This is a genomic window from Bradyrhizobium sp. IAR9, assembly GCF_013408065.1.
Classification (GTDB): domain Bacteria; phylum Pseudomonadota; class Alphaproteobacteria; order Rhizobiales; family Xanthobacteraceae; genus Bradyrhizobium.
Map to the genome: position 1 here is coordinate 20760 of NZ_JACBZW010000022.1, position 16433 is coordinate 37192.

Below are 16433 nucleotides of genomic sequence, written 5' to 3' on the forward strand. Positions count from 1 at the left end.
CTCACTTCAGGCTGATGTTCTGCATCATCTTGATATTGAAATACCGGGGATCGTTGAGCGAGTTCGGCAGGCGGCCGGACCTGAAGGCGTCCACGAGGCCGGACACGGCCTGCTCGATCGTGTGCGTCGGTGCAAATCCGAGCTCGCGGCGGATCTTCTCCGAGGAGACGTGGTAGGAGCGCAGATCGTCGGTCGGCTCGACGGCCACGTCGACGTTGTTTCCGACCACCGATTTGACGATGTCGGCGATCTTCATCAGCGAGTGGTTCTCGTAGCCGATATTGTAGGTCTTGCCGTCGATCTTCGCATCATCCTGCTGCAGCAGGAACAGATAGGCCGCCGACATGTCCTCGATGTGCAGGTTGGGCCGCTTCTGCGTTCCGCCGAACACGCGGATGCGGCCGGTGTTGACCGCGAGGTTGGTCAGGATGTTGACGACGACGTCGAGGCGCTGCCGCGGTGCGTAGCCGCAGACGGTGGCAGGACGGACCGTGCAGGTGACGAAGCCGGACGCAGCCTCTTCGGCAAGATCGGTCTCGCACATCGCCTTGAACTTGGAGTAGTCCGTGAGCGGCTCGCAGGACAGTTCCTCGGTCACCTCGGCCTCGTCCTTGATGCCGTAGACGCTCGACGAGGAGGCGTAGATGAAGCGCTTGACGCCGGCCTTCTTCGCGGCGCGCACCATTGGACGGAAGCAGTCGTAGTTGATGGACTTGCCGAGCCCCGGATCGAGCTCGAACGAGGGATCGTTGGAGATGCAGGCGAGGTGGATCACCGCATTGTTGCCGCGCAGGGCCTCGTTGATCGCGGCCTCATCGCGGATGTCGCCCTTGATCAGGCGAAGGTTCGGATTGTTGCGAACCGCGTCGAAGACGGATTCGCCGTACATGAACAGGTCGAGCACCGTCACCTTGTGGCCCGCTGCCAGCAACTGGGGAACCAGCACGCTGCCGACATAGCCGGCGCCACCGGTGACCATCACGTTCCATTTCTGATCAATCACTGCCGTTCTCCAGATTTCCCGCTCGCGTTACTTCAATAGCGCGGTGACGAATTTGACCAAGGGCGCCTTTTCGACCGAGTTGCGGTGACCGACGATGCCGACCTTGATCGCGCCCGCCGCGTTGCCGATGAAGGCGACGTCCTCGATATTGCCGCCGGCCGCCACCAGCGGCGCCGTGATCGTCAGGAAAGCATCGCCGGCGCCGACTGTGTCGACGACGGTCTTGGTGAAAGCGGGCACGCGCGCGACGCCGGTCTTGGACGAGAAGGGGTAGCAGCCGAAGGAGCCGTGCGTGATGATCATGTTGTCGCAATCGATCTTGCCGTGCAGGCGGTTCTCGATCACCGACGCGATGTCGCTGAACTTGTCGGTCGCGGCCAGACGCGCTTCCGGCGCGTCGATGCAGACGTAGTCGGCGCGCGGATATTTCGTGATGAGATTATAGCCGTGGTTGCCGCTGTTGCTCTGGGCGTTGACCGCCAGGAACTTGGAGTTCGCGATGAGCGTGTCGATGGTGCTGGACGCGATCATGCCGTGACCGAAATCTGTGACGATCACCACGTCCCCGCCACGAACGCGCTCGGCGGTGATTCGGTCGATCTCCTTGCGCTCGGCCTCGTCGAGCGGCGTGTCGTCCATGGTGTAGACTTCGAAGAGCTTGTGCAGATAGCCCATCTCGACGTACCGCAATTTGCGGGTCGTCGGTCGGCCCTGAATGCGGATCGGCGTCAGCGTGACATTCGGGCGGACATGCGCGCGAATGAACTCCTCGGGGTAGTCGTTGCCACCCAGCGTCGTGACGATCTCCACCGACTTGCAGAAGCTCGCCACGTGATTGGCCGCGGCAATGACGCCGCCGGCAAATTGCTCGCCATTCTTGAGCAGGGTGGCGACGATGTTCTCCTTCGAAGCCTTCCCGAGCGCCGTGACGTACTGGTATTCGTCGATGATGGTATCGCCGACCAGCACGACGTGCATGTCCTGGATCTTGTCGATCAGCTTCAGCAGGCGTTCGGCGCCGCCGCCTTCGCGCACCTTCTGGAGGTAGTCGCGCAGGGGAGGATCGTAGATGTCGAAATAACGGTTCAGCAGCGATGACGAGCTGAACGTCACGTCGCGCGTGAAGACGATTCGTCCGCCATGACGTTCGACGGCCTCGCGCTCGGTGGCGATCTTGCCGGTGACGTCATCCTCGGGATTCTCGTAGTCCGAGCCCTTCACGTAGGTGTCGGGGCGCACGGCATCGAGGACCGGCTCGGCGCTGGAAGTGCGGTTGATGCCGACCCAGTCGACCGTGCCGAGCGCGGCCAGCATCTCGGCGCGCATGTTCTCCGGAAAGATCGGCCGTCCCGGGCCCTTGTTGACGAAACGGTCGGCGGTGATGGTCACGATGACCACGTCGGCCTCGTTGCGCGCCGCCAGGATGTGCCGGACGTGGCCGAGATGCACCAGATCGAACACGCCGTGGCAGAGCGCGACGGTCTGGCCCTTGGCCTGCGCGGCGCGCGCAATCTCGCCCAGCTCCTCGATCGTCTTGATCTTGTCGTGCGGTGCCGGATGGCCGGTCAGCTTGTCTGTCGCAGCATTACCCATGTGGATTACCCAAAGCGCCGGCAGGTCTCAGATGGCCGGCCTGAAATGATCGACTCGCAGCAACGATATCCGGCGAGCCTGTTCAAGAGCTTGCCTTCTGCGGCGAGCCGTCGTCGTCACCGAGATATTTGAACCAGTCCTTGGTGGCGTCGGCGATCTTGTCGACCGTCCACAGAGGCGCGTCCTTGTACTGATCCATCGACTTCAGCATCGTCGCGACGCCGTCCTCGAATCTCACCTTCGGCGTCCAGTTCAGGACCCGCTTGATCTCAGTGATGTCGGCGTAGGTGCAATCGGGCTCGCCCGGTCGCTTGGGAATGTGGACTTTGTCGCCGCCGAGAAGCTCGACCAGCCGGTTGACGCTGTAGGTGTTGTCGGAGCCGACGTTGAATATCTCGTGCGAGATATCGGAGCGCGCAGCGGTCACGAAGGCGTCCGCGACGTCGCTGACGAAGGTGAAGTCGCGCGTCTGCTCGCCGTCGCCGACCACGGTGAAGGGCTTGCCGGCGAGCTTCTGCGCCATGAACACACCGAACACGGCGCCGTAGGTGCCGGTGGTGCGATGGCGCGGCCCATACACGTTGAACAGGCGTAGCGCGACCGCAGGCAGCTTGTAGACCTGGCACCAGTGCATGACGCACTGCTCGCCGAGATTCTTGGTAAGCGCGTAGGGATACATCGGCCGGATCTCGGCGCTCTCCGGCGTCGGATAGACGTCGGGAATGCCGTAGCAGGACGACGAGGCGGCGTAGACGAAGCGCTTGACGCCGGCGTGCCGCGCCGCTTCGAGAACGTTGACCGTGCCGTCGACATTGGCGCGATGATAGGGGATCGGCGACTCGATCGAGGGAACGATGTCAGCCAGCGCCGCGAGATGGAAGACCCAGTCGATACCGTGAAAATACGGCTTGATCGACTCGAGGTCGGTGACGTCGGCCCGCACGACCTTCAACTTGCTCGAACCGGCGTGTGCGGCCAGATTTTCGGGGCGTCCGATGACGAAATTATCGAGCGCGATGACCTCATGGCCGTCGTCGAGGAGACGATCGACGAGGTGACTTCCAATGAAACCGGCGCCGCCAGTAACGATGCATTTCATGAGGAACATCCGTGACGCGAATGCCCAGCGAAACAGGCCCGCCAATGTTGAGTGAAACCCGAAAGCCGACTACCAGCCGCTCGCTGACTTTGCAAGTATTATACCTTTGCAATCCTTGGTAATAGCCGGTATCACCCGGTCATGTTGCAATCGAGCCGCCAGCCCATGCCTGCCGAGTCCGTCGATCCCGATCACAAGGCTTTCCTCGACGATTACGTGGGACGCCTCCATCGCGCGACGGCAGTCGACGTCGGCGTTTTCGCCGCAATCTCCGCGACCCGTGCCACCTGGTTGCGCGCGCGCGAGCAGGGCGGTCGCGTCATCTTCATCGGTAATGGCGGCTCGGCCGGCATCGCCTCGCACCTGGCGATCGATCTGGCGAAGAACGCGTCGGTGCCTGCGCTCTGCTTCAGCGACGCGAGCATGATGTCGTGCCTCGCCAACGATTACGGCTTCGAGGACTGGATCGCGCACGCCGTGCGGCTGAGCGCACGCGCCGGCGACTGCCTCGTTGCGATCAGCTCGTCGGGGCGCTCGAAGAACATCCTCAACGCGGTTGCGCAGGCGCGGACGATGAAGCTCGACGTGGTCACGCTGTCGGGCATGAATGCGGACAATCCGCTGCGCAATCTCGGCGACGTCAATTTCTTCGTCGACAGCCGCAGCTACAACATCGTCGAGACCACGCACCAGTTCTGGATGATGGCCGCGATCGACCTCGTGATCGGTCGCGCGGAATATCCGGCATCCTGAGGCGGGCATCCGATGCAGTCGCGGTTCAAACAGGCGGCCCTGTTTTCGGTAAAGCTGCTGCTGTCGATTGCCGTGCTGGTCTACATCGCGCGCGGTCTCGATCTGCAGCGGTTGCGCAGCCATCTTGTCTCGGTCGATCCTTTGCTGTTCGTCCTGGCGCTGACGTTGATTTTCTTCCAGACCTTCGTGCTCAACGGCCGGTGGGAACTGATCATGCGCGCGCTCGGCGTGTCGCTGGACTGGCTCGCGGGCTGGCGGATCCTCATGATCAGCCTCTGGTTCAATCAGGTGTTGCCGTCCTCGGTCGGTGGTGATGCGGTGCGGATGTGGCTGCTGCGCCAGCGCGGCGTGCAGTGGCCGGAGGCGGTCAAGGGCGTTGCGGCCGACCGTTTCACGGCGTTGATCGGGCTGATCGCGCTGATGGTGGCCGGATTGCCGTTCCTGTTGTCTCGCGTGTCCGATCAGGCCGCGATCCTGGCTATCGGCGGGCTGACGCTGGCCGGCGTCGCCGGCACCGTGGTTCTGTTGACGCTCGACCGTCTGCCCAAGCGCCTCATCGCCCATCCGGCAATCGCAAGCCTCGTCCGGTTCGGAGCGCTGGTCAGGTTTCTCCTCCTGCAGTCCGAACGCCGTGCTTTGCTGTTCGGATCGGCGCTGCTCATCCATCTCGTGACCGCGGCGGCCTGCTTCGCCCTGGCGCGCGGTGTCGGAGCAAAGCTCTCTGTGGTGGACGCCGGTATCCTGATTCCGCCCGTGGTGCTGTTGACGGCGGTCCCGATCTCGATCAGCGGCTGGGGTGTTCGCGAGGGGGCGATGGTCGCCTGCCTCGGTCTGGCGGGTGTCCCTTCCGAGGAAGCACTGTCGGTTTCGCTGCTGCTGGGCGCCATCAGCGTGATCATCGGGCTCGTCGGAGGCGCGATCTGGTTGGCAAGTCCGGAGCGCGGGTCGTATTCAGCGGACAAGGCCGCCAAGGCGGCGGAGGAAGCCCCCAGCTACGACGGGCTGGGCAAGGAAGTCTCGAGCCACCCATGACTCGCTTGAGCCCGTTGCTGGCGGTCTGGTCTTCACGGGGTGGGATTGCCTCACCCGATCACGTATCTCATTTTTCGGTTCCACGATGAAAAACCTGTTCTACGTCCGCCATACCTGCCGCCTCTGCCATTCGGACAAGCAGGAGCTTGTCGTCCCGATGGCAGGCATGCCGATCGGCACGCCCAACTTCCAGGTCCCGGACGCCAGCGTCGACGATCCCGTGTTCCGCGCTGCGGTGCCGATGGCGCTGCATCTGTGCAGGGATTGCGGCCATCTCCAGATTCTCCATGTCGGTAATCCCGAGATCCAGTACCGCAACTACGTCTACACCACCTCGCTCTCGCTCGGCCTGCGCGAGCACTTCGCGGGCTATGCCAACGACGTCGTCAGCCGCTTCGGTGTCGCGCCGGGCTCGCTGGTCGTCGAGCTCGGCAGCAACGATGGATCGCTGCTCGGCTTCTTCAAAGAGCGCGGCATGCGGGTGCTGGGTGTCGATCCCGCTGTGGACATCGCGAAGCGCGCGACCGAGGCGGGGATCGAGACCATCGGCGATTTCTTCACCGATGCCATCGGTCACCGCATCCTGCAGAGCCACGGCGCGGCGAGCGTCGTGATCGCCAACAACATGATCGCCAATGTCGACAATCTCGATCCGCTGGTGATCGGGGTTCGCGACGTGCTCGCGCCGGACGGATTGTTCGTGTTCGAAACGCAATATGGCGTCGACGTCACCGAGAAGAACCTGCTCGACACCGTCTATCACGAGCATCTGTCGTATTTTAACATCAAGCCGCTGATCCGTTTCTTTGCCCGGCTCGGCATGGAACTGATCGACGTCCAGCACATCTGGACCAAGGGTGGCTCGATCCGCGTGACCGTGCAGCGTGCCGGTGGCGCCAAGAAGCCGTCGGCTGAGGTCGCGCGCTTCGTCGCCGAGGAAGAACGGCTGGGCGTTGATCAGCCGGCCTATTATGCGCCCTATGTGAAGCGGATCGCCGCGATCCGCGACGAGCTGGTCGCGATGGCTGATGCCGCTCATGCGCGCGGGCAGCTCGTCGCCGGCTACGGCGTCTCGGTCGGCACCACGACGCTGCTGCCGCAGTTCGGCCTGGAGAACAAGATCGACTTCCTGGTCGACGACGATCCCAAGAAGGGGAACGTGATGGCCGGCCCGGGTTACGATATCCCGATCCTGCCGCCTGCCGCCCTTTATGAGCGCAAGCCGGCGTTCGTCGTCGTCTTCGCCTGGCGCTATGTCGACCCGATCCGGGCCAAGCACGCCCGCTACTTCGCCGAAGGCGGAAAGTTCGTGGTGCCGCTGCCGGGCATTTCCATGGTCGACCGGGCCGACTGACCGCGCAATAGGGCCGAGGCGGACGCTCCGGGGGAGTGTCTGGAAGGAACCGGACGGGCGCTGCGATTGCGCCCTGAAGGGTGGGTGGATAAGCCTTTGATCCGGCTGGGCTCTGCTCTAGCGCCCGGGAAGGTCGGCCGGTCCAGTCGGGCCCTCTATATCTTGACCTTTGGTCCTATCCGCAGTAGATACCCCGCACTCGCAGCCGGCCCGTTAGACGCGGATCTCCGGCGCGGCTTTGAAATCCCCGAACAATCGAGCCCGGTTTCCGGCTCATCCTTCGAGACAGAGGGCTGGGCCAACGGCGGCTGTTCGGATCCCTGAAATTCATTCGCGTCTGTCGACGGACGTTGGACATCAAAACGATGGCAGTCAGCCCGTTCAAGTTCTTGCAGGAAGTGCGCTCGGAGACCGCCAAGGTCACCTGGCCGACCCGCCGCGAAACCACGATCACCACCATCATGGTGTTCGTCATGGTCGCCGTGGCCTCGATCTTCTTCTTCGCCGCCGACCAGATCATCCGTGTCCTCATCACTTACCTTCTGGGCATTCACTGATGGCAACCGCAACCGCTCAACTGTCCGACAAGCGCTGGTACATCGTCCACGCCTACTCGAACTTCGAGAAGAAGGTCGCCGAATCGATCCGCGAGCAGGCCAAGCAGCGCGGGCTCGAGGAGCTATTCGAGCTGGTGCTGGTTCCGACCGAGAAGGTCACGGAAGTGCGCCGCGGCCGCAAGATCGACGCCGAGCGCAAGTTCTTCCCCGGCTACGTGCTGGTGAAGATGAAGCTGACCGACGAAGCGTTTCACCTGATCAAGAACACGCCGAAGGTCACAGGCTTCCTCGGCGCTGAAAACAAGCCGATGCCGATCTCGGAATCCGAGGCCATGCGCATCCTGCACCAGGTGCAGGAGGGCGTGGAACGGCCGAAGGCGTCGGTGTCGTTCGAGATCGGCGAGAACGTGCGCGTGGCCGACGGCCCGTTCGCCTCGTTCTCGGGTGTCGTCGAGGAAATCGACGAGGCGCGCTCGCGCGTGAAGGTCGCGGTGTCGATCTTCGGCCGTGCCACGCCGGTCGAATTGGAATTCGGTCAGGTCGAGAAGGTCTGACCGGGTCACGCGTGAAGTCGAAAAGCTTCGCGCAAAGAGAGGCCGTGGGAGGGAGAGGGCGGTTGCCAGCCGCATCCGACCCAGACCACGAACCTGAAACCGCCGGCGACAGCCGGCACAACAGGAGTGATACATGGCAAAGAAAGTGACCGGATACCTGAAGCTTCAGGTCCCGGCCGGTGCGGCGAATCCTTCGCCCCCGATCGGTCCCGCGCTCGGTCAGCGCGGTCTCAACATCATGGAGTTCTGCAAGGCGTTCAACGCGCAGACCCAGAAGGAAGAGAAGAACACCCCGATTCCCGTCGTGATCACGATCTACGCCGATCGTTCGTTCACGTTCGAGATGAAGACCCCCCCGATGTCCTTCTTCCTCAAGCAGGCCGCCAAGATCCAGTCCGGCTCGAAGGCGCCGGGCCGTGACAAGGCCGGCAAGGTGACCAAGGCGCAGGTGCGCGAGATCGCCGAGAAGAAGATGAAGGATCTCAATTGCGATTCCATCGAGTCGGCCATGAAGATGGTCGAGGGCTCTGCCCGTTCGATGGGCCTGGAAGTGGCGGGGTAAGCGGTCATGGCAATCGGAAAGCGTTTGAACAAAGCCCGCGAAGGTGTTGACCGCGAGAAGCTTTACCCGCTCGCGGACGCCATCAAGATGGTCAAGGAACGCGCGAAAGCGAAGTTCGACGAGACCATCGAGGTCGCGATCAATCTCGGCGTCGATCCGCGTCACGCCGACCAGATGGTCCGCGGCGTCGTGACCCTGCCGAACGGCACTGGCCGTACGCTCCGCGTCGGCGTGTTCGCCCGCGGCGCCAAGGCCGATGAGGCCAAGGCTGCGGGTGCCGACGTCGTCGGCGCCGAGGACCTGGTCGAGAAGGTGCAGAACGGCTCGATCGATTTCGACCGCTGCATCGCCACCCCCGACATGATGCCGCTGGTCGGCCGTCTCGGTAAGGTGCTCGGCCCGCGCGGCCTGATGCCGAACCCGAAGATCGGCACCGTGACCATGGACGTCACCGGTGCGGTGAAGGGTGCCAAGGGTGGCTCGGTCGAGTTCCGTGTCGAAAAGGCCGGCATCCTGCAGGCCGGCGTCGGCAAGGCCTCGTTCACCGAGGAGAAGCTGGTCGAGAACATCAAGGCCCTGGCTGACGCTGTCACCAAGGCGAAGCCAGCCGGTTCCAAGGGCACCTACATCCAGCGCGTTGCGGTGTCCTCGACGATGGGCCCGGGCGTGAAGGTCGAGCCGGGCACCATTCTCGGCTAAGTCTGGAAATTGCATGAGGCGAGGGGCGGAATTGGGCAACCGATTCCGCCCCTCGTCGTTTGTGGCACGGCTCACCGGAAACAAGAACAATGGCTGACAAGGTCCTGATCTATTCGCGCTTTCCCAAGTCGATGATGGCGCGTTTCGCCGAGCGCTTCGAATTGCTCGACACCGGCGGCAAGCCCGCGGGGGAGGTGCTGTCGGCCGACGAACTCGGCAGCGTCCGCGCGATGCTGACGGCGGGCGGCTCGCCGCTCGGTGCGGAGGCGATGGATCTGTTTCCAAAACTCGGCGCCATCGTCTGCTACGGCACCGGCTATGACGGCGTCGACCTGAAGGCGGCAGCCAGCCGCAATATCGCGGTCGCCCACAGTCCCGGCGCCAATGCGGCCTCGGTTGCCGATATCGCGATGACCCTGATGCTGGCGACGACGCGGCGGATCCTGGTGGCCGACCAATATGTCCGCAGCGGCGATTGGGCGGGCTCAAAGCAGTCACCGATGATGCGCCCGCAGGCCGGCATGCCCGGCCGCCGCATCGGCGTCTACGGCATGGGCGAGATCGGCCGCAAGATCGCAGGCCGCTGCGCGGCCTTCGAGAGCGAAATCGGCTATTTCAGCCGCAGCAAATACGATCTGCCCTATCAATATTTCCCGACCCTGGAGGCGCTGGCCGATTGGTGCAGCGTGTTGATGATCGCGGTCCGGGCAGGGGCCGAGACTCAGCACGTCGTCAATGCCGACATCCTGGGGCGCCTCGGCGCCGACGGCTACGTCGTCAACATCTCCCGCGGCTCGGTGATCGACGAGAAGGCGCTCGTGGCGGCCCTGACCGACAAGACCATCGCGGGGGCCGGCCTCGACGTCTTCGAGAAGGAACCGCACGTCCCCGACGCCCTGACCGCGCTGCCGAACGTGGTGTTCGCCCCGCATATCGGCGGTCACACCCTCGACTCGCACGTCGCCATGCAGAACTGCGTGCTGGCGAACCTGACGGCGTTCTTCGAGGGCAAGCCGCTGCCTTATGCGGTCAAATCGGCCTGAATCGGTCCTTATCGGCCCGGGTCAAGCACCCGTGGCAACGGATTGGAACTGGTGTGAATTTTGCTCTTGGCAAGCAGGCTCTGAGCGGTTAAAGAACCGCTTCCGGACGTGCCGGCTTCGGCTGGCGCGTTCGTGCACGCATTCCGAAAACCGAAGACAGGAGATCATTCCTTTTCAGGACGTCCGCAAGGATTTGCCCGAAAAGGAAGAAAAACCCGTCGGCTGGTGGAGTGCGGGCAGAGGTCGGGCGGTTCGCCGGCTGACCTTGTCCTGTCCAAGACTGCAGGCGCCCGCGGGAAGTTTCGACTTCTCAAAGGCTTAATCGCATGGCCTGCATAGACGGGTGAAGACCGGATTTCACTTCGCGTCCAGCTATAAGGGCTGGTTTGCGGAACGGGTCTGGTTCGGACCTCGACACGCCGTGGGCCCAAGGGCTCCCGGAGGGCAGGCTTTGAATCGTCGTCGTGCCCGGCGTGTCCGAAGGGTTTTGCCCCGAGGTTCAGGTTTGGGTGGGACGATGGGTGCAACCCGGCGGTCCCGCTTTTCGCGATGACCGCCAACCGGAGAGAGCTTGCTGTGGAACGAGCGGCAAAAAAAGAGGCGGTCGAACAGCTCAATGAGGTCTTCAAGACCACGAGCGTCGCGGTCGTTGCTCAATATTCCGGCCTCACCGTCGCCCAGATGCAGAAGCTGCGCCAGCAGATGAAGCAGGCTGGCGCTGCGGTGAAGGTCTCGAAGAACCGTCTCGCCAAAATTGCTCTTGAAGGCACTGACGTCGTTGCCATCGGCCCCATGCTGAAGGGACCGACCGTGATCGCCACTTCGAACGATCCGGTAGCGGCGCCAAAGGTCGCCATCGAATTCGCCAAGGCGAACGAAAAGTTCGTCATCGTCGGCGGCTCGATGGGGAAGACCGTCCTGAATGTCGACGGCGTGAAGGCGCTTGCCTCGCTGCCGTCGCTTGATGAACTGCGCGGCAAGATCGTCGGCCTGCTTGTGGCCCCGGCGACCAAGCTCGCTCAGCTCGCCAATGCGCCCGCGGGCAAGCTCGCGCGCGTCATCCAGGCTCATGCCTCAAAGGGCGAAGCGGCCTGACGCCCTTCGCAAAACTCAAACCCGAACCAGACTTACACGTAAGGAAACTGAACAATGGCTGACTTGCAGAAGATCGTTGACGACCTCTCGAGCCTCACCGTGCTCGAAGCTGCTGAACTGGCGAAGCTCCTCGAAGAAAAGTGGGGCGTTTCGGCTGCCGCGGCTGTCGCCGTGGCCGGCCCGGCTGGTGGTGGCGCTGCCGCCGCTCCGGCGGAAGAGAAGACCGAGTTCACGGTCGTTCTCGCCAGCGCCGGCGACAAGAAGATCGAGGTCATCAAGGAAGTCCGCGCCATCACCGGCCTGGGCCTGAAGGAAGCAAAGGACCTCGTCGAGGGCGCGCCGAAGCCTGTCAAGGAAGGCGTGAACAAGGACGAAGCCGACAAGATCAAGGTCCAGCTCGAGAAGGCTGGCGCGAAGGTCGAGCTCAAGTAAGCACCGCTTACTGACGAGGTCTCGGGCGAGCGTAAGCAGGCCCGGGATCCTGGCTTGCCCTTCAAAAAGGGGTCGGCCTGATGCAAAAGGCGTGCGACGGAACGTCCCGACGCAGGCCGAACACGAAAAAGTGTGGGGATTTGAGGGTTCGCCCCTCGAATCTCCACTATTGTCGCCCCATATCGGTTCGGCAGCACGAAAGCGCGGTGGGCAGGGATGCCGGATTCCCTGTAAGCCGTTGGGAGAGCAGGCTATTTCGGGCTTTTGCAGTCCGTGAAGACGATCGTTGTGACGGGCGGGCGCGCACCAGCGCCCCGCGCGTCGTTTTGCGTTTTGAAGGTCTGAAGAACAGATTCAGGACATTTTCGCCTGAAGCTGAGTCTCCGGCCCCCAAAACGGGTTCGAAAAATTCAACCCGGGGAGCGGTGGCAGCCGCGTCCCGGACGGTTCGCCCAGAGCGGGCGACGAAAATGAGAGGCCACGATGGCGCAGCAGACATTCACCGGTCGCAAACGCGTTCGCAAGTTCTTCGGACACATCAAGGAAGTCGCCGAGATGCCGAACCTCATCGAGGTTCAGAAGGCGTCCTATGACCAGTTCCTGATGGTCGATGAACCCCAGGGTGGCCGTCTCGACGAGGGTCTGCAGGCGGTGTTCCGCTCGGTGTTTCCGATCTCCGATTTCTCGGGCACCTCGATGCTGGAATTCGTCCGCTACGAGTTCGAGCAGCCGAAATACGACGTCGACGAGTGCCGCCAGCGCGGCATGACCTTCGCGGCCCCCCTCAAGGTGACGCTGCGCCTCATCGTGTTCGATATCGACGAGGAAACCGGCGCGAAGTCGGTGAAGGACATCAAGGAGCAGGACGTCTACATGGGCGACATTCCGCTCATGACGATGAACGGCACCTTCATCGTCAACGGCACCGAGCGCGTCATCGTCTCGCAGATGCACCGCTCGCCCGGCGTGTTCTTCGATCACGACAAGGGCAAGACCCATTCCTCGGGCAAGCTGCTGTTCGCTGCTCGCGTGATCCCGTATCGCGGCTCCTGGCTCGACATCGAGTTCGACGCCAAGGACATCGTCTATGCGCGTATCGACCGTCGCCGCAAGATTCCGGTGACGTCGCTGATGTTCGCCCTCGGCCTCGACGGCGAGGCGATCCTGTCCACGTTCTACAAGAAGATCCTCTACAAGCGGACCAAGGAAGGCTGGCGCGTTCCGTTCGACGCCAACCGTTTCCGCGGCTACTCGACCATCAACGACCTGATCGATGCCGACACCGGCAAGGTCGTGCTCGAGGCCGGCAAGAAGCTCACCGTCCGCGCCGCCCGCCAGCTCCAGGAGAAGGGGCTGAAGGCGCTGCGCATGGCCGATGAGGAGCTGGTCGGCAACTACATCGCCGAGGACCTCGTCAACCCGAAGACCGGTGAGATCCACGCCGAAGCCGGTGAGGAAATCACCGACAAGTCGATGAAGGTGCTCAACGAGCACGGCTACAAGGAATTGCCGCTGCTCGACATCGACCACGTCAATGTCGGCGCCTACATCCGCAACACGCTCTCGGCCGACAAGAACATGACGCGTGAAGACGCGCTGTTCGACATCTACCGCGTGATGCGTCCGGGCGAGCCGCCGACGCTGGATTCGGCGCAGGCCATGTTCCAGTCGCTGTTCTTCGACGCCGAGCGCTACGACCTCTCCGCGGTCGGCCGCGTCAAGATGAACATGCGCCTCGATCTCGATGCGCCCGACACCCAGCGCACGCTGCGCAAGGAAGACATCCTCTCCGTCATCAAGACGCTGGTGGACCTGCGCGACGGCAAGGGCGAGATCGACGACATCGACCATCTCGGCAACCGCCGCGTGCGCTCGGTCGGCGAGCTCATGGAGAACCAGTACCGCATCGGCCTCCTGCGCATGGAGCGCGCGATCAAGGAGCGCATGTCCTCGGTCGACATCGACACGGTCATGCCGCAGGACCTGATCAACGCGAAGCCGGCGGCTGCCGCCGTGCGCGAGTTCTTCGGCTCCTCGCAGCTCTCGCAGTTCATGGACCAGACCAATCCGCTGTCGGAGATCACCCACAAGCGTCGCCTGTCGGCGCTTGGACCGGGCGGTCTGACCCGCGAGCGCGCCGGCTTCGAGGTGCGCGACGTGCATCCGACGCATTACGGCCGCATCTGCCCGATCGAGACGCCGGAAGGTCCGAACATCGGCCTGATCAACTCGCTCGCGACCTTCGCGCGCGTGAACAAGTACGGCTTCGTCGAGACGCCGTATCGCAAGGTCAAGGACGGCCGCGTCACCGACGAGGTCGTGTACCTCTCGGCGATGGAAGAGGGCCGCTATACGGTCGCGCAGGCCAACGTGCCGCTCGACCCGAAGGGCCGCTTCACCGAAGACCTCGTGGTCTGCCGTCACGCCGGCGAAGTCTTGCCGGTGACGCCCGACAAGGTCGACTACATGGACGTGTCGCCGAAGCAGCTCGTTTCGGTGGCCGCGGCGCTGATCCCGTTCCTCGAGAACGACGACGCCAACCGCGCGCTGATGGGCTCGAACATGCAGCGCCAGGCGGTGCCGCTGGTTCGCGCCGAGGCGCCGTTCGTCGGCACCGGCATGGAAGGCGTGGTTGCGCGTGACTCGGGTGCCGCGATCGCGGCGCGCCGTTCGGGCGTGATCGACCAGATCGACGCCACCCGCGTCGTCATCCGCGCCACGGAAGATCTCGATCCGACCAAGTCGGGCGTCGATATCTACCGCCTGATGAAGTACCAGCGCTCGAACCAGTCGACCTGCATCAACCAGCGTCCGCTGGTGAAGGTCGGCGACATCGTCAAGAAGGGCGACATCATCGCCGACGGTCCGTCGACCGATCTCGGTGAGCTCGCGCTCGGCCGGAACGTGCTCGTCGCGTTCATGCCGTGGAACGGCTACAACTTCGAAGACTCGATCCTGCTCTCCGAGCGGATCGTGAAGGAAGACGTGTTCACCTCGATTCATATCGAAGAGTTCGAGGTGATGGCTCGCGACACCAAGCTCGGACCCGAGGAAATCACCCGCGACATTCCGAACGTCTCGGAAGAAGCGCTGAAGAACCTCGACGAAGCCGGTATCGTCTACATCGGTGCGGAAGTCCGCGCCGGCGACATCCTGGTCGGCAAGATCACGCCGAAGGGCGAGAGCCCGATGACGCCGGAAGAGAAGTTGCTGCGCGCGATCTTCGGCGAGAAGGCTTCCGACGTTCGCGATACCTCGCTGCGCGTTCCCCCGGGCGTGCAGGGCACGATCGTGGAAGTGCGCGTGTTCAACCGTCACGGCGTCGACAAGGACGAGCGTGCGCTGGCGATCGAGCGGGAAGAGATCGAGCGTCTGGCCAAGGACCGCGACGACGAGCAGGCGATCCTGGACCGCAACGTCTACAACCGTCTTGCCGAGCTCCTCGAGGGGCGGCAGGGCATTGCCGGCCCGAAGGGCTTCAAGAAGGACACCAAGATCACCCGTGCGGTGCTCGAGGAGTACCCGAAGTCGCAGTGGTGGCTGTTCGCCTCGCCGAACGACAAGCTGATGGCCGAGATCGAGGCCATGCGGAAGCAGTACGACGAGTCGAAGAAGGGGCTTGAACAGCGCTTCCTCGACAAGGTCGAGAAGCTTCAGCGCGGTGACGAATTGCCGCCCGGCGTGATGAAGATGGTCAAGGTCTTCGTCGCGGTGAAGCGCAAGATCCAGCCCGGCGACAAGATGGCCGGCCGCCACGGCAACAAGGGCGTGGTGTCGAAGATCGTGCCGATCGAGGACATGCCGTTCCTCGAAGACGGTACGCACGCCGACATCGTGCTCAACCCGCTCGGCGTGCCTTCGCGCATGAACGTCGGACAGATCCTCGAGACCCATCTCGGCTGGGCCTGCGCCGGCCTCGGCAAGCGTATCGGCCAGACGGTCGATGCTTACCTGTCGAAGCAGGACATCAAGCCGCTGAAGGAAACCTTGAAGAAGGTCTACGGCGAGGACGAGACGATCAAGTCGCTCAACGACAACGAACTGATCGAGCTCGGCCACAATCTCAGCCGCGGCGTGCCGATCGCGACGCCGGTGTTCGACGGCGCCAAGGAAGCCGACATCGAGGAGATGCTGAAGCTTGCCGGCCTGGACGCGTCGGGTCAGTCGACCGTTTATGACGGCCGCACCGGCGATGCCTTCGATCGCAAGGTGACGGTGGGCTACATCTACATGCTCAAGCTGCACCATCTGGTCGACGACAAGATCCATGCGCGTTCGATCGGTCCGTACTCGCTCGTCACCCAGCAGCCGCTGGGCGGCAAGGCGCAGTTCGGCGGCCAGCGCTTCGGCGAAATGGAGGTGTGGGCGCTCGAGGCTTACGGCGCGGCGTACACGCTCCAGGAGATGCTGACGGTGAAGTCGGACGACGTCGCCGGCCGTACCAAGGTGTACGAGGCGATCGTGCGCGGCGACGACACGTTCGAGGCCGGTATTCCGGAATCGTTCAACGTGCTGGTCAAGGAAATGCGCTCGCTCGGCCTCAACGTCGACCTGCACAACTCCAAGATGGGACCGGCACCGACGTCGGAAGCGGCCGAGTAATTCGACCTGTCATGCCCGGCCTTCGCGGCCGGGCACCGGCGCCCCGTCCGAGGCC

Annotated in this window: 14 protein-coding genes; 11 read left to right on the plus strand and 3 right to left on the minus strand. The window is 63.3% G+C overall.

Annotation, left to right across the window (positions count from 1 at the left end; translation table 11 throughout):
• Position 1: 1 nt before the first annotated feature.
• The 3 genes from GGD67_RS36990 to GGD67_RS37000 all read right to left on the minus strand — a co-directional run bounded on the left by GGD67_RS36990 (position 2) and on the right by GGD67_RS37000 (position 3695).
• The gene (locus GGD67_RS36990) at positions 2-1003 is read right to left on the minus strand and encodes an NAD-dependent epimerase/dehydratase family protein (protein ID WP_092260233.1); all 1002 of its coding nucleotides are present in this window, start codon (positions 1001-1003) and stop codon (positions 2-4) included.
• 27 nt (positions 1004-1030) lie between these two features.
• Positions 1031-2596: a PfkB family carbohydrate kinase gene (locus GGD67_RS36995; protein WP_018322247.1), complete on the minus strand. Its 1566-nt coding sequence runs from the start codon at positions 2594-2596 to the stop codon at positions 1031-1033.
• Positions 2597-2678: 82 nt separating this feature from the next.
• The gene (locus GGD67_RS37000) at positions 2679-3695 is read right to left on the minus strand and encodes an SDR family oxidoreductase (RefSeq protein ID WP_179739843.1); all 1017 of its coding nucleotides are present in this window, start codon (positions 3693-3695) and stop codon (positions 2679-2681) included.
• Positions 3696-3860: 165 nt separating this feature from the next.
• Between GGD67_RS37000 and GGD67_RS37005 the strand changes: the two genes are divergently transcribed.
• From GGD67_RS37005 to rpoB, 11 genes are all read left to right on the plus strand, one after another.
• Entirely contained in the window at positions 3861-4448 is a 588-nt protein-coding gene (locus tag GGD67_RS37005) for an SIS domain-containing protein (RefSeq protein ID WP_244550731.1), read from the plus strand.
• A 12-nt stretch (positions 4449-4460) separates the two neighbouring features.
• The gene (locus tag GGD67_RS37010; RefSeq protein WP_179739846.1) at positions 4461-5480 is read left to right on the plus strand and encodes a lysylphosphatidylglycerol synthase transmembrane domain-containing protein; all 1020 of its coding nucleotides are present in this window, start codon (positions 4461-4463) and stop codon (positions 5478-5480) included.
• Between the two features lie 85 nt (positions 5481-5565).
• Positions 5566-6834, plus strand: coding sequence for a class I SAM-dependent methyltransferase (locus tag GGD67_RS37015; protein ID WP_179739848.1), 1269 nt, complete (start codon positions 5566-5568; stop codon positions 6832-6834).
• Positions 6835-7199: 365 nt separating this feature from the next.
• A complete protein-coding gene (secE, locus tag GGD67_RS37020) occupies positions 7200-7391 on the plus strand; it encodes a preprotein translocase subunit SecE (protein ID WP_026202711.1) in 192 nt (63 codons plus the stop codon).
• Entirely contained in the window at positions 7391-7945 is a 555-nt protein-coding gene (gene nusG, locus GGD67_RS37025) for a transcription termination/antitermination protein NusG (protein ID WP_008136441.1), read from the plus strand. Before secE ends, nusG begins: the two co-directional genes overlap by 1 nt.
• Before the next feature lie 133 nt (positions 7946-8078).
• The gene (rplK, locus tag GGD67_RS37030; protein WP_006611824.1) at positions 8079-8507 is read left to right on the plus strand and encodes a 50S ribosomal protein L11; all 429 of its coding nucleotides are present in this window, start codon (positions 8079-8081) and stop codon (positions 8505-8507) included.
• Between the two features lie 6 nt (positions 8508-8513).
• Positions 8514-9206: a 50S ribosomal protein L1 gene (rplA, locus tag GGD67_RS37035; RefSeq protein ID WP_018322253.1), complete on the plus strand. Its 693-nt coding sequence runs from the start codon at positions 8514-8516 to the stop codon at positions 9204-9206.
• 89 nt (positions 9207-9295) lie between these two features.
• Complete coding sequence (locus GGD67_RS37040; protein ID WP_179739850.1) at positions 9296-10249, plus strand: 2-hydroxyacid dehydrogenase; 954 nt, start codon at positions 9296-9298, stop codon at positions 10247-10249.
• Positions 10250-10825: 576 nt separating this feature from the next.
• The gene (rplJ, locus tag GGD67_RS37045; protein ID WP_018322254.1) at positions 10826-11344 is read left to right on the plus strand and encodes a 50S ribosomal protein L10; all 519 of its coding nucleotides are present in this window, start codon (positions 10826-10828) and stop codon (positions 11342-11344) included.
• A gap of 54 nt (positions 11345-11398) precedes the next feature.
• Positions 11399-11776, plus strand: a complete 378-nt coding sequence (gene rplL, locus GGD67_RS37050) for a 50S ribosomal protein L7/L12 (protein ID WP_018322255.1) — start codon at positions 11399-11401, stop codon at positions 11774-11776.
• Positions 11777-12259: 483 nt separating this feature from the next.
• Positions 12260-16378, plus strand: coding sequence for a DNA-directed RNA polymerase subunit beta (rpoB, locus tag GGD67_RS37055; RefSeq protein WP_018322256.1), 4119 nt, complete (start codon positions 12260-12262; stop codon positions 16376-16378).
• The last annotated feature ends 55 nt before the right edge of the window (positions 16379-16433 follow it).

Excerpts from the sequence above, each read along its gene's own strand:
- GGD67_RS36995 (WP_018322247.1), bottom strand. The coding sequence starts at position 2,596 with ATGGGTAATGCTGCGACAGACAAGCTGACCGGCCATCCGGCACCGCAC.
- GGD67_RS37000 (WP_179739843.1), bottom strand. The coding sequence starts at position 3,695 with ATGAAATGCATCGTTACTGGCGGCGCCGGTTTCATTGGAAGTCACCTC.
- GGD67_RS37005 (WP_244550731.1), top strand. The coding sequence starts at position 3,861 with ATGCCTGCCGAGTCCGTCGATCCCGATCACAAGGCTTTCCTCGACGAT.
- GGD67_RS37010 (WP_179739846.1), top strand. The coding sequence starts at position 4,461 with ATGCAGTCGCGGTTCAAACAGGCGGCCCTGTTTTCGGTAAAGCTGCTG.
- GGD67_RS37015 (WP_179739848.1), top strand. The coding sequence starts at position 5,566 with ATGAAAAACCTGTTCTACGTCCGCCATACCTGCCGCCTCTGCCATTCG.
- secE (WP_026202711.1), top strand. The coding sequence starts at position 7,200 with ATGGCAGTCAGCCCGTTCAAGTTCTTGCAGGAAGTGCGCTCGGAGACC.
- nusG (WP_008136441.1), top strand. The coding sequence starts at position 7,391 with ATGGCAACCGCAACCGCTCAACTGTCCGACAAGCGCTGGTACATCGTC.
- rplK (WP_006611824.1), top strand. The coding sequence starts at position 8,079 with ATGGCAAAGAAAGTGACCGGATACCTGAAGCTTCAGGTCCCGGCCGGT.
- rplA (WP_018322253.1), top strand. The coding sequence starts at position 8,514 with ATGGCAATCGGAAAGCGTTTGAACAAAGCCCGCGAAGGTGTTGACCGC.
- GGD67_RS37040 (WP_179739850.1), top strand. The coding sequence starts at position 9,296 with ATGGCTGACAAGGTCCTGATCTATTCGCGCTTTCCCAAGTCGATGATG.
- rplL (WP_018322255.1), top strand. The coding sequence starts at position 11,399 with ATGGCTGACTTGCAGAAGATCGTTGACGACCTCTCGAGCCTCACCGTG.
- rpoB (WP_018322256.1), top strand. The coding sequence starts at position 12,260 with ATGGCGCAGCAGACATTCACCGGTCGCAAACGCGTTCGCAAGTTCTTC.